This window comes from Cytobacillus gottheilii (genome assembly GCF_001636345.1).
GTDB classification, from domain to species: Bacteria; Bacillota; Bacilli; order Bacillales; family Cytobacillaceae; genus Cytobacillus; species Cytobacillus gottheilii.
This window is the reverse complement of sequence record NZ_KV440945.1, coordinates 703,046-717,281: the sequence shown is the minus strand read 5'-3', so window position 1 is coordinate 717,281 and position 14,236 is coordinate 703,046. Positions and strand designations below refer to the sequence as shown.

At 40.1% G+C, this 14,236-nt stretch carries 6 protein-coding genes; 2 read left to right on the top strand and 4 right to left on the bottom strand.

Going from position 1 to position 14,236, the window contains the following annotated elements; translation table 11 throughout:
• Positions 1 to 341: 341 nt before the first annotated feature.
• Positions 342 to 3,872: a S8 family serine peptidase gene (locus A6754_RS03370; protein WP_066442508.1), complete on the bottom strand. Its 3,531-nt coding sequence runs from the start codon at positions 3,870 to 3,872 to the stop codon at positions 342 to 344.
• Between the two features lie 499 nt (positions 3,873 to 4,371).
• Between A6754_RS03370 and tagU the strand changes: the two genes are divergently transcribed.
• Together tagU and A6754_RS03360 are read left to right on the top strand one after the other, a co-directional pair.
• Positions 4,372 to 5,322: a polyisoprenyl-teichoic acid--peptidoglycan teichoic acid transferase TagU gene (gene tagU / locus A6754_RS03365; protein ID WP_066442507.1), complete on the top strand. Its 951-nt coding sequence runs from the start codon at positions 4,372 to 4,374 to the stop codon at positions 5,320 to 5,322.
• A gap of 331 nt (positions 5,323 to 5,653) precedes the next feature.
• Positions 5,654 to 6,136, top strand: coding sequence for a sigma-70 family RNA polymerase sigma factor (locus tag A6754_RS03360; RefSeq protein ID WP_066442506.1), 483 nt, complete (start codon positions 5,654 to 5,656; stop codon positions 6,134 to 6,136).
• Between the two features lie 83 nt (positions 6,137 to 6,219).
• Here the strand turns inward: A6754_RS03360 and ltrA are convergent, their stop codons facing one another.
• The 3 genes from ltrA to A6754_RS03345 all read right to left on the bottom strand — a co-directional run bounded on the left by ltrA (position 6,220) and on the right by A6754_RS03345 (position 14,159).
• Positions 6,220 to 7,482: a group II intron reverse transcriptase/maturase gene (ltrA, locus tag A6754_RS03355; RefSeq protein ID WP_066441994.1), complete on the bottom strand. Its 1,263-nt coding sequence runs from the start codon at positions 7,480 to 7,482 to the stop codon at positions 6,220 to 6,222.
• Positions 7,483 to 8,189: 707 nt separating this feature from the next.
• Positions 8,190 to 8,819, bottom strand: a complete 630-nt coding sequence (locus A6754_RS03350) for a hypothetical protein (protein WP_066442505.1) — start codon at positions 8,817 to 8,819, stop codon at positions 8,190 to 8,192.
• A 402-nt stretch (positions 8,820 to 9,221) separates the two neighbouring features.
• Positions 9,222 to 14,159, bottom strand: coding sequence for a S8 family serine peptidase (locus tag A6754_RS03345; protein ID WP_066442504.1), 4,938 nt, complete (start codon positions 14,157 to 14,159; stop codon positions 9,222 to 9,224).
• Positions 14,160 to 14,236 lie beyond the last annotated feature (77 nt).

The window sequence follows — 14,236 nt, the reverse complement described above, 5'->3', positions numbered from 1 at the left end:
AGGCGCAAATATCCTTGAATGTAATCTTATAGTAGCAAATTTAATTAATTTGAAATACAGGTAAATTACGCCAGATTTGTTGATTTTTAAAGCGCTGTATTGTATTGGTTTTCAGCAGGTCGGATGCACGGTTCGCAATTGCTGTTTTTTTAAACAGTAGAACCCTATTTTTCTATTAAAAATCGTTAAAATATCACCGTTTATACTAAATTCTACTAAGAAATCAATCTTTAACGTCGTGTAATTGACTCTTTATCCTGGATATCCGCCAAACCCAACTTACAAAGACGCAAACAAAAAAGAGATAACACCCAACAAGGGCATTATCTCTTTCATATGGTTTATTTTAAAATAAGCTTGTATGGTTGGCTGCTGGCTCCGCCTTGAACGTCTTCAACTTTGATGTAGTATGTTCCTTTTTTCAGGTTTAACGGTAGGGATTCTGCATCGCCTTTGCCATAGTAGTCGGCTGTGGCAACAGATTGGCCTTTTGCGTTATAAACCGTCACTTTTCCATCAAGGTCTGAAGGAAGTTCAAGAGATAGTGTTAGTTTGCTGTTTTTGCTTAAAGATAGTTTGTAATAATCTGTGTCAGGCTTGTTGGCTGTCATATTCATATATCCATATGCATAGTAGCGGTCTTTCGCTGGGCGATTTAGCGCTATCGGCTTGGATGGAATATTATTTTTGACTACAGATGTACTGTCTTCATCTTTTTGTTTGACTTCATCAATATTAAATACGTAAGGAACCACTGGTGAATTTGTTCCTGTATAATCAGCTGTCAGGAAGAAGTAGCCTGCATTCTTTTTGGAACGGAAGCTGATGCGTTCTTCTTCGTTGTACATTGCGCTGTCAACGAGAGTCATATTCGCCTGTTCCTCTAAATCCATCTTTCCATTTCCGTTCGTGTCTTCAATGACCGCAAGAATTGGATCAATATCAGACTTATGAATTGTAGGAACATTTTTATATTTCGCTGGGATCGTACCTGGTTTCACACTCACGTTATATACGCTTTCTTTTCCAGGTTTGAAATAATACATATCGATGTCACCAACCGAAGCATAGTTCCCAGTAATTGCTTTAGTTGTTACCTTTACTGCATCTTCAAATGTATCATTTGTCTCAAACTGATCAGCCACGTTTTTCACTAGTGGTTTGACAGTAAAGCGGTAAGGATCAAATTTTGCTCTGTAATTTTGATCAATTGCAACAAAGTAATACGTTTCTCCTGCTTGTAACCCTACAGAGAACTGATCATTAATACTCATAGATGTCAAAGAGAATGATGCATTAGAATATACATACGTGAACCCTTGTGACTCTTTATCATATTTCACAATGTCCATTCCAGTTGGCGCATAACCATTCGTTGTGTCCATTTTCACGTCAAAAAGACCGCTTTGTTCAGGTGTAAAGGCATACCAATCTTCATCACCCATTGTCTGCAAGTAACCTGTATTCGCTTCGTTCTCTACAAACGGAATGGCTGCATCCATAATCATTTGCGAATACTCATCAACCTCAGCCTCTTCTTCACTAGCAATTTTATAGGAAGATGATAACGCTTTTGAACGAAGCTCTTTCTTAGCTTCCTCAAAGCCTGCAAAGTCTCCTTCAAACAGCATATCTTCTGGGGACATGCCAATTAAGTCTGGAATGCCATCTTCATCAGCTGTTACATCCTGAATATCAAGCGAAAGCTCGTATGGAGTTTGGGAAGAGAAGCTGCGATTCAAATCCATTTCCATTCCGCCGCCTAATAAAATCATGATCGGATCAAAATAATAAGATTTATTCGTTACTTCAGCAACAAACTCCTGGCCAGGATAAGCACTGAACGACAATGTTTCACCTTTGCCAAAGCCGTTGTCCATAGCTGAATCCATCTCATACTGATACTCTTCTCCGTCCATATTTTCAATGGTGTGAAGAATAATCGTTGGATCAATACCCGGAACATCAGACAGGTCAATTTTCACCATCTTCATGCCGTCTTCTTCATTTCCTGGAATTGTGAAGCGGAAATAATCAGAATCTCCAGGCATTGCTTCTTCTGCATACTCCATCTCTTCATCTGCTGATTCACTATCTTCTCCAGCTAGTAAACTTTCATCTGTATAATAGTTTACCAGTCCGCTTTCAAATGGAAGACTTTCAATTACTTCTGGTGTTTCGTACGTATTGGTATCTTCAGGCAGTGCTAAACTCTTACCTAATGAAAGCTTGTATGCAGATTGCCCTGCTTCATTGTAATTTCCATAACTATCTTTTACTTTTACAACAAGCGTACCGTTCTCCGGTGCTTTAAATAATGTGCCTTCTGTGCTTCCTTGAGCTGCATCATTCACTTCTAAGACAGAATCCGGAGTCTTTGCCCCGTCTTTGAAGAATTGCAGTTCAAATTTAAGATCATATTTGCTGCTGCCCTCAAGAGTGACATCGAGGTACTCGTCCTTATTCAGCTTGACCTTGTATAAGTCTTCCTGATTTAGTTTGACAAATTTTCCAGAAGCCTCTGTTGCTGTTTCAAATGATCCAAGATCTTTGGCTTTCGAAAGAATATCTGCTCCTTTTACAGCTGGATCGGCAGGAATTTTCTTCGGATCGAAAGCAAGCATTTTTTCTAGATCGATTTGGCCATGACCGTATTTCGTGTCATATCCTTTATTGCCTAAATCTTTAGCCGTTTTTGTTAAAATGTAGTTGACTTGATAAGGTGTCAGATCAGGATGCTTAGATAATAGTAATGCAGCAGCTCCCGCCACAACAGGTGATGCCATTGACGTTCCGCTCATGTTCACAAAAGAAGAACCTTTCCCGGCATCAAAAACAGAAGAATAAACCTGATCTCCTGGAGCCACTACATCAACAGACGGTCCGTATGTAGAAAAATAAGCAAGCTGGTTGGATGCATTTGTTGCACCTACACTAATAACGCCCTCATAGGAAGCCGGGTAATTTAGAATATCCGCTCCATCATTACCAGCTGCTGCAACCACAACAATCCCGCTATCCACTGCCTTTTTCACTGCTTCTTTTAAAAGAGGAGAGGAAGCATACGAGCCTAAACTCATGTTAATAACGTCAGCCTTTTGACGAATCGCTTCCAAAATTCCTTCTGCAATCGTATAATCTGTAACCGTCATAGCACGATTAAAGACATCAATGGAAATAATATCTGCGTTAGGAGCAATTCCATAACCGCCAATTCCATTGTTCTTTTCAGCAGCAATAATACCCGCTACATGTGTTCCATGCGCATCTGCCAGTCCTTTTTTCACTGGGTCCATTGCATTTTTATTAGCAATGATCTGGTTCTTTAATTCAGGGTGGCTCGCATCAACACCCGTGTCAATAACAGCAACCTTTACTTTATTCTTGCCTGCTAAAGACTGTGCTTTAGCAACATTCAGATTTTTCAGGTGATACATATCTGATGTTTTAGGATCGATCGCACCAAGACGCTTAACATAAGCACTGCGTGAAATGGAAGTTACATTTGGCAAGGCTGCATAAGCTTGTGCTACTTCCTGCAGCTCGCGCTTTCCTTGAACTTCAATGACATCATAGCCTAATGTTGAAAATCTCTTAAGCAGTTTTCCTCCTGCTTTTCGGTGTTCACTCGATGTAATCGGCGATGTGTACTTGACCACTAACTGATTTTCTGCGAATGCTTTCTCCTCGCCTTTTGTCAGCTGGCTTGTTTTCACATCTCCTAGCTTTAAGTTAAAACGCTCAAGCTGTTCGTAAGTCTTTTCGCCTATACCTTTTTCAGCAGCGAAAGAAAGACCCGGCATCATTGTGCTGACCGCTAAAGTTGCAGCCAAACCAACGGCTAATCCTTTCTTTTTCATAGACTTCTTCATCTTATTGCCTCCTACATGCAGTTTGTGCGATAAGTGATCATTCTGCTAGACCGAGACTTTTCGCATAATATATTAGACGAATGAGATGAAAAATAGTTTCATAATTTTACCTATTTTTTAAATAAATTTCTACATTATAGATAAATTAAGCTAAAATCATTGAGTTTATAGGGTAAATAAGTTTTTTAAAAAAGTTATTGTTGATTTCCACTCCATGGTACTCGCTTTCCGGCGGGGCTGGTGGTGAGCCTCCTCGTCACACGCTCCTGCGGGGTCTCACCTTCCCACTCCTCCCGCTGGAGTCTCGCACCATTCCGTTTCAATCAATGAGTTTATAGATAAAAAACATTAAAAAAATATCATCCAGAAAATAGCCTTTAATTGATAGCTATTATCAATTTTGTTTCTGCAAAAAAAAGAATTAAGATGACAAATTATGTAGAAAATAGGTACAATAGATGAGAAAGATTGTGAATGGGGTAAAATCGGAGGTAGCTGAATGACGAGAAAAGGAACATCAAAGCGCAGAAAATGGCTAAAGATTATTGGGATCATTAGCGTCCTTTTAATTGTTGCTTTAGGCGGATATGCTTATCTTGTATATAAATCACTAAATGAAGCAGTAGATACGATGCACCAGCCAATAGAAAATCGGGAAAAGTCAGATAAACGGATTGAACAAATTACGCTTGAGGAAAGAGAACCTTTTTCCGTTTTAATGCTTGGTGTGGATGAGCGTGAAGGAGATAAAGGCCGTTCAGATACGATGATTGTTTTAACGGTCAATCCAAACACGCAATCGATTAAAATGCTGAGTATTCCGCGTGATACTCGGACAGAGATTGTCGGCCACGGAACAGAAGATAAAATCAATCATGCCTATGCGTTTGGAAATGAAGAAATGTCGATGGCTACAGTTGAAAACTTCCTTGATATTCCGCTTGATTATTATATTAAGGTCAATATGGAAGGTTTTAAGGATATTGTTGATGCAGTTGGCGGCATTAACGTTAACAATCAGATGGCTTTTTCTCAAAGCGGCAAGCAATTTGAAGAAGGAAATATTGACCTTAACGGTGATGAGGCATTAGCGTATATTCGCATGAGAAAGCAAGACCCAAACGGTGACTTTGGACGCCAGGAACGCCAGCGCCAAATCATCCAAGGTGTAATTAGAAAAGGAATCAGCTTTAATTCTCTTACTAATTTTGATGATATCTTCGATGCTTTAGGAAGAAATGTACGTACAAACATGACTTTTGCTGAAATGAGAGATATTCAAAAGAACTACCGTGATGCTGCTGGAACGATTGATCAGCTCCAGATAAGCGGATCTGGCGAATATATTGGCTCTATTTGGTATTTAATTGTACCTGAAGAAGAAAAAACTCGTGTGCAAAACGAATTGAAGGAACATCTTGAATTAGAAGAATCAGAGGCGCCAGCTTAAGCTGAGCGTCTTTTTTTATGCAGTATGAAACGCATAAAACTGCGCAGAAAAATTATTAGAAAATCATAGAATTGCCCATTAAACTGCTGTTTTTCAGCTGATAGAATGCTATTAAAATTACTTTTTAATGAATTTTTCAGAAAACGAAACAGAAACTCATTTTGCCCCTCTTTCCGTCAAATACTTATTCTATAAAAGTTCGTTTCCCCCCTCTCTTTTCATTGACTCTATATTGAAAAGCCCGATTTGCCTATTCGCAGTATTTACTCTGATCTTTTATGTTTAACATACCCGGGAATCATTGAAAGCGCGCTTTCCGAAGGACGTTATGATGGAAAGCTTTGAAGACATTCTTAATCAATATGAACCAATGATCCATAAAATTATCCATACCTTAAAGATCTATCAAAACAAAGATGACTATTTTCAGATTGGTGTCATTAGCTTATGGGAAGCATGGAAGCAATTCAATCCGGAAAAAGGCAAGTTTCTCAATTTTGCTTATACCAGTGTAAAAGGAAGAATTCTGAATGAATTAACAAAAAATAATTCCAGAGAGGAGCGTACGCAGTTTGCTAAAGATGAATACTGGGCATTAATTGAAGATCAAAATACATTGGATCCTTTAGAGTTCGATACGATTTTAGGTCTTTGTCAGCCATTAACAGACAAACAAAAAAGCTGGGTATTCTATACGGTTTTTAATGGCATGAGCATTACCGATATCGCCAAGCAGGAAGGTGTTTCGCCTTCCGCGGTAAAACTATGGAGAAAGGGTGCAACAGAGAAATTGAGGCAAATTCTAAGCAATTAGTTATTGAGATAGGGGGAGGCGATTAACCTCCATTTATCCCTCTCACACCACCGTACGTACGGTTCCGTATACGGCGGTTCCGATTAAGTCGAACGCTGTAAGTCATATCTAGCAGAAATACTTTTTAACCCAAGGGAAAGCCAGTAGGCTTTCCCTAATGTTTTATGAAGAATTGGACTTTTGGATATCCTCCAATAAGCCTTTCTTGTATTTCCCCATTCATATGCTTTCCCTTTCGAAACACCTAGTTTAATAAGTTTCTTGACCTTCGTTTGGGGAAGTTTCCATTCCTTCCATCGAATCATTCTTAACCTTCGATTAAGCCATCCTTCGAGTTTTGCGATTACTGAACGGGTATCTGCTAAATGATAATAATTAACCCATCCCACTAGATATTGGTTAAGGTTATGAATCCTATCTTCCATGGCAATTGACCTTCGTCTGCTTGTAAGCTTTCTTATTTTATCTTTAAACCGTTTAACTGATTGGGGAGATATTCTCACCTTCGGTTTTAGATTACTTGTAAAACTGAACCCAAGAAATTTCCTTTTCCAAGGGCGGTCTACAGCACTTTTATCCTTGTTAACCTTCAGTTTAAGATTCCTCTCGATAAAATGGGTCATTGCCTTCATAACTCTTTCTCCAGCTCTTTTAGATTTCACATAGATATTACAATCATCGGCGTAGCGGACAAAGCGATGTCCTCTGCGCTCCAGTTCTTTATCCAGTTCATCCAACACAATATTCGAAAGTAAAGGGCTTAAAGGTCCACCTTGCGGTGTCCCCTCAAGGTTAGGACTGACAAGTCCGCCTTCCATAACACCAGAGGTTAAGAACCGTCTTATTAGTTTGAGGAGAGTACTATCCTTTATCCTCATGGCTAATTTACTCATTAATCTATCGTGGTTAACCTTGTCAAAGAACTTTTCAAGGTCAATGTCGACTACCCATCGATAACCCTCTTCTATATAGCTTTGGGCTAATTTAACAGCCTGGTGCGCTCGCCTGTTAGGGCGAAAGCCGAAGCTACATTCAGAGAAACTAGGGTCATACATTCTGGTAAGCACTTGGGTGATTGCTTGTTGAATGAAACGGTCTGTCACGGTTGGGATTCCCAGTTTCCTCTTCCCTTTGCCGTCTGGTTTCGGGATTTCGACTCGACGGACGGGGGATGGGATATAGGTTCCCTCGAAGAGGGATTTTCGCAGTTCGCTCCAGTTGAGCATAATATGTCCACGAAGAGCAGTGACGGGCATTTCGTCCACTCCATGTTTTCCCTTATTCTTTTCTACTCTTTTAATCGCATTAAGTAGGTTTTCCCGTGACATGATTCGTTCCATTAACATTGATATAACCTCCCGCGTAAATAGGTGTTCTGTTTGTGTCCTTTTCATTCTCCACCCTGTTTAATGACCCCCGCGGATTCACCGTTTCTTTCATTAAACAGGTACTATGTTTTCTGTTTCATCGAATGGAAAGATACGCCTAGTTCCTATTTTCCATAACCGGTTCAGCCCTTCCTTATCCTCTTAAGCGAATAAGTACTATGGCTTCTGCTGACGCCTGTCGTTCAACTTATCCTCACGGATAGGCTTACCGCATGAGTACGGCATATCGACAGGTTCTCCCCGGGTAAGAGTACAGACTTTCCTTCCATGTCTCCGCCTCATTTACTATGTGACACCTTTGGCAGTATGGACTTTGTCTTGTATTGCAGACTCACCCAATGTCATCTAGCCTCATATGAGATTCGTGTTCCTCAGAGCGGAAGTTTGCCGCCGACTTCCTTCAGATAGGAGGGTCACCCCGCATATCCTTGTCTTAAGCTACGGCTACTACTGCCTTCGCCGTTCGGGACTCGCACCCTAGAGCCTGCACCCATGCCGGGCACACAATGAAAAATAGCTCCGCAAATTGCGGAGCTATTTTTATGATAAGTGGCTGTCTGCTAAAGTCCAGTGCGGTTTTATTCATTTTTTTATATTCTCATGAACCGCATTATTTAAGGGCGATGGTTGTGGACTTAACAGCATGATTATCTATATTATCTATTTTATCTATATTGTACAGATATCCAGCCATCTTCCATTAATGATATTTCATAATAAACACCATTATCTGCTTCTACGGTTACCGTAGCACCAGTTTCTAGTACAACATCAAGGTTATGATAAAGTCCTGTTTGATTGTAGAATTCTAGAACTTCTTTTGTATAGTCTAAATATGCAGGATGAGTCTGAATATTGCCGACCGTCATTGCGCCAATTTCTTTTCCATCCTTTACCAAGGCGTAGACATCTGAATATGGGATGGCAAACACCTCAGCACCGATTGCTTCAGCAGCTTCAATCTTGTAAGCATGTTTTGGGTATTTCTCTTTATCCATTAGTCTGAAATAGGTATAACCACGGATTACCATTTCTTCTTCCTGTACATTCTGTTCAGGCTGCTGTTTCTCTGTTACTTCAGCAGGTTCATTTGTTGTTGAATCTGTTTCCGGCGATTTGTCTGCTTCAGGCTGGTTCTTTATTTCTTCTTCATTTGAGCTTTCAATCACAGGCTGTTTCTGTTGTTCCTCGCTTGCCTCTGCAGTTTCAGGTTTTCCTTCATAATAAAAGGCACCAGCGGCAGATAGCATCAAGGCTGCTAAGATTGCAACATGCCATTTCTTCTTTACCTTCACTATGCTCACCCCCTTTTTCTCTATTCATTAGACGATGCCGACTGAAAGAAAGTTACTTTTATTACAATAAAATTTCAATTTTGTTACAAAATACCTAAAATAAGGATTTTTAAATTTTGACTTCACTTTTTTAGACGAGGAGCGTGAGAAAAAAGTTTACGTTTTCACTCTTTTTTTTAAAAAAATCCTCTTATAGTCAGATAGGTTGAAAGAATGAATGTTAGAACGTGTTGGGGAGGTAATTTTCATCTATAGAATCCTACCTTTTAAGGTCCGAATGGGGTTACATTAGGTATGATTTTTTTGTGCCATTATAAGGAGAGTCGCTTGTTTTCAATCTAGTAAACTGGCAGTCTTATAAAATCAAAAGGGGCATCCGTAATGGATGCCCCTTCTTTATGCTTATTTCAACTCATCTAGAGCATCAAGCATTCTGTAAAGTACTACAGCCGCTTGAGCACGAGTTGTGTTTTTCTTAGGACCGAATGTGCCATTTGAATTACCGTTTAGTAATTTCAGAGCAACAGCTTGGTCAATTGCTTCCTTCGCATACGAATTGATTCTGTCAGCATCTTTGAATGGAGCTGATGGCTTCAATCCTTCTAAAAGTGAAGCATCTTTGTACTCAACTGCACGGATGAGCATAGCAGCCATTTGTTCACGAGTGATGTTTTCACTTGGAGCAAATGAACCGTCAAGCTTACCGCTGATGATGCCTGCAGCATACGCAGCTTCAATATCAGAAGCAGCCCAGTGATTAGCACTTACATCCTTAAATGATCCTTGCTCTTCAGATACAGGAAGATTTAAGGAACGAACAAGCAATGCTGCGAATTGAGCACGAGTGATATCTTCTTCAGGAGCAAACGATCCAGAAGTTTTACCATTAATGATGGAGCGTGAAGCTAATACTTCTACTTCATCCTTTGCCCAGTGCTTAGCTACATCCTTGAATGTAACGTTGTTTTCAATAACAGCGTAAGTTGAGAAGTGGTTAACCGTAAATGTGAAGCTGTCGCCTGACACTTTACCGCCAACATATTCCCAAGCTGCATCGTCTTCATTTAAGTAGTAAGCAGCAGTTTTTCTTGCATCATCGATTTCGTCAGCATCAACAGAAACAGTTACTTCAACTGGCTCAGCAAATGCGCTGTAGTCAGTGCTCTTGCCGTCTTTGTTTAATGTGATAGAGAAATCATAAAGCTCAGATACAAGGTTTTTGCCTTTTGAAGCTGGTACATTTTTCGCTTCAAGTGTTTCAATTGTTACTTGAACATTGTCACTGCCTTGCTCAGCAATATCAGCAACAACAGCAGCTGGTAATGCAACAGTTTCAGTTCCCGCCTTCACGACAAGTCCTTTTTTGCTGTCAGCCACTTTCTTGAACGTATCTTTGCCTACTTTTGCAGTCAGCTTAGATACATCGCCAGTTACTAAGGATGATAGATCAACTGTAACCTCAGATTTAGAAGAATCGTTGATTTGATCAATCACTTTTCCTTCTGTTACATCAAGTACAGCTTCCCCGTCATCAGTTGTTGGCGGTGGTGTTACCGGTGGTGTTGGAGGAATAATCGGACCTGTGCCGCCGCCATTACCAGGAGGTGTTTCTTCTAATTTTTCGATTGTAACAGTTTTAGATGCCTTATGACCAGCAAGGTCTGTTACTTCAAAGACAAAAGTATTCTTTCCGTCTTTCAAAGCAAGCTCTACATCTTCAATCGTCTTTTCGTAGCCGCGCATTTCATATGGCTCTAGGAATTCATTTGTAAAGATTTCGCTTCCGTTGTTGTATACTCTGATTTCATCAAAGTTATCAGCAACTTCTAGGGAAACTTCTACACTATCTTTTCCAGTTGATGCTGGAGCGCCTTTTACATCAATTGTTGGAGCTGTGCTATCAACAAATACCGTGCGCTGGAAGGCAATTTCATTATCACGGTTGTCAACAGTCTTCACATCAAACTTCTTAACGCCATCTGTTTCATAAGAAATAGTTGTTGAGAATTCATGCTCTCCTGTAGTTGGATTCACTACTACTTCAACTAATTCCCCATTGATTTCAAGCTCTTTAATACCAGACTTATCGTTAACATAACCAGAAACGACAACATCCTTCGAACCAACTGTTCCAAATGCTTCTGGAGTTAAGACATGCACATCCGGAATAACTGTATCTTCTGCAACTTGTAATTTTTCTGTTGTGCTGTTTCCAGCAAAGTCATAAACTACAACTTCCAGATTGTTATCTGCTGTTAGACCATTTACTGCATATGTTTCCGTATCAGGACTTAATGGACCTGAAAGGACAGTAGAACCATCTACTAATACATCAATGTAATAAACACCGCTGCCGCCTTCATTATCAGCAACATTAGCAAATCTAATTTCTTTTGATTCTGCATCATAGCTTGCTTCAATTTCTGGAGCCGTCACGTCGACTTTGATTGGCATTTTAAATGACTGCCATTCTGCATCAGGGTAATCAACAACTGCACGGATTTCATACTGATAATCGCCTTCTGCAGCAGGTTTTAAATCAATTTGACCATCCCAGCCGCGAACTGTGCTTAGGGAGTACTCTTGCGCTCTTCCGCCATCATAGTAATTCTTGCGGGCATGATTCTCAGTACGGATTGTTCTGAGCTTATTGCCTTCGCTATCTAAAATATTGTATTCCACTTTCTTCGCATTTCTTAAGAAAGAAACAACTGGAATTGCCTGATCCTGTACGCCATCTCCATTTGGAGAGAATGCGATATTATCTGGATTAATTCCCGCTTCAAATGCACTGTAGCCTAAGAAACTTAAGCTTTCATCAACTAAGCTTGTCATTCCGTAGAATGTAGTATCTGTCCAGCGTGCATCGTCAACGATTTGTGCTTGGTCCCATTCGCCTTTAAAGCCAACATAAGGAACAGAAAGCTCAGGGTTAACATCGGCAGTGTCCGTTAACGTTACGAAACCTTCAACGAAGTAGCCGTTAGTGAAGATGTCAGCTGCTGGTACTAGAGCAGATGCATTTTCGTTATAGACTGAAGCGTTTGTAAGATCTAGTTCAACTTTAATCGTTTTCTCTTCGCCTGCAGCTAATTCAACAACAGCTGTTTCAGAGCCATTTACTGACACACCAACATTTTGTAATGCTTGTGCTTCTAGTACGTTTGCTGCATAACCAAGTTCACCGAATAAAGCAAGATCAGTCTGAACATTTACACCAACATCATAGCTAACAGCATCGTCAGAGTAGTTTTTAGCGACTAACGTAAATTCAACATGATCGCCTACTTCTTTCAGAGAAACTTTCGCTTCATTTGTTGCTTGTTCAGCTACTACAACAGGTGTAGCCAATGCTGCATGAAGCTGCATTAATCCAGCACCTTGTCGGCGAGGAGAGTAAGGATTTACTTGTCCTAAAATATCATTAGCTTGTCCTTTGTCCTCTAATGTTTTAGCTGTGTTCATTAAAATATTTTTCGCCATATTGACGCGTTCAGCGTTTTCTAAGCCAAATTCATTATCAACACGCTCAAGAACAAGAGCAGATCCGCCAGCTACATGTGGTGCAGCCATTGATGTACCGCTCATCATTCCATATTCATTATTTTGAAGTGTAGATAAAATTTGTCCGCCTGGAGCTGTGATTTCAGGCTTAAAGTCAAGGTTTGGTGTAACTCCCCATGAAGTGAAATCACTCATTGCACCAGCAGTTGGGTTTGGCGCTTGTGTTGTTTCACCGTTAAATGCAATCGTAACACTTTCACCAGCTTGTAAAGCAGCTGCTAACGTGTCTCCATCAGATTTAAGCATGAATAACTGAGGGATTGTAATTGCTGCATCGGATGCCATATTGACATAGCCATCTGCATTATTATAAACAATTACACCTAGCGCACCTGCTGCCTGTGCGTTAAGAGCTTTTGTAACGAAATCAAGCTCACCACGTCGGATCAACGCGAATTTCCCTTCAACATCTCCAAGCTCTTCAGGCTTCCCTAATCCGCCATAAGCAAGTTCATATTCTTTTGTTTCTAAAGAGTTCGGATGCACACTTCCAGCTGAAAGGAATGGAGCTGCATCAGCTGTTCCTTCGCCAATTACGTATTCAACCGCATCTAAATTCATATAGCTATTTTCATATGATGCTACTTGTAAAGAATCATATGAAATACCCGGTGAACCAGAAACTCCGATATCCGGATTTTGTGGCCATGGATTAGCAAATCCATTACCAAAGTGAGCAGAGTTACCAGCAGAAATAGCCATTAATACGCCACTTTCAACTGCGCGCTCAACTGCTTTTTGCTCAGGATCTTCCGGCAATACAAATGCAGCCGTGGAACCTAAGCTCATGTTAATAACATCAACGCCAAGTTTGATAGCATCATCGATTGCCTTTACATAAATATCACTGTATGTAGAAGGCATTTCAGGATCATTGCCAAAAACTTTCAATCCTAAAATTTGTGCTTCAGGAGCGACGCCTTTTAAACCGCCATTTTCTTCATCCCCGTTGGCACCAACAGTACCTGATACGTGCATTCCATGCTCAGATGCTTCTGCACCAAGGTCAAGAATCGTATCGTTTTGATCCATATAGTTATAAGCATATGGAACTTTCTCAGTATAGTACTTACCAGGAAGACCTTTTTCAGCGACGATTCCGTCTACAACGTCTTTTGTAAGTGTTTCTTCTGTTTCTTCAGAAAGAACCATGTCTCTATGTTCAGTATCAATGCCGGTATCAATAACACCAACAACCATGCCTTCACCTTTAAAGCCATACTCGTCCCACGCACGCTGCGCTTCGACTAATTCCTTACTGTATAGCATTTCGGGCTTCACTTCTGGCCGTGTGTATTCGTGCGCAATATGTACAGTCGCCACACGGTCCGCTTGCTCAATAAATTTAATTTTTCCGTATTGTACTTCAGTACTAAAGCCATTAACAACTGTTGTAAAGTTATTAATTACTTCAATTCCAAGCTTGTCTGCATTTAATTCATTAACTACTTGATTTTGCTGTTCAATCAGATCTTTTTCTACACTTTCTTTCTCTGTTTCAGTTAATTCGCTATAAATTTTACCTTGCTGCTGTGCTTTTTGGACTGCAGCTTCTCCGTCCAATTCTACGATAATACGAACTTCATCTTCATCATTATATTCATGTTCTGGTGATTCTAATTTTTCTCCTGATGTAACCGGCTTTTCTCTTTCAGCTTTAGGCGGTACTGCACCATAAGCTGCGCTTGAAAATACCATCAGAAAAATAAGCAGTGCTAAAGACACCTTTCTGATCAAGGCAATTCCCCCTATAGTTGTTTTTAATATTCCTGACATCTGCCCTCCTCTATTTTTAATAATATTCTGGATGTTGAAATATTTGTGATAATCTGATTATAATCATAGGTATTTCG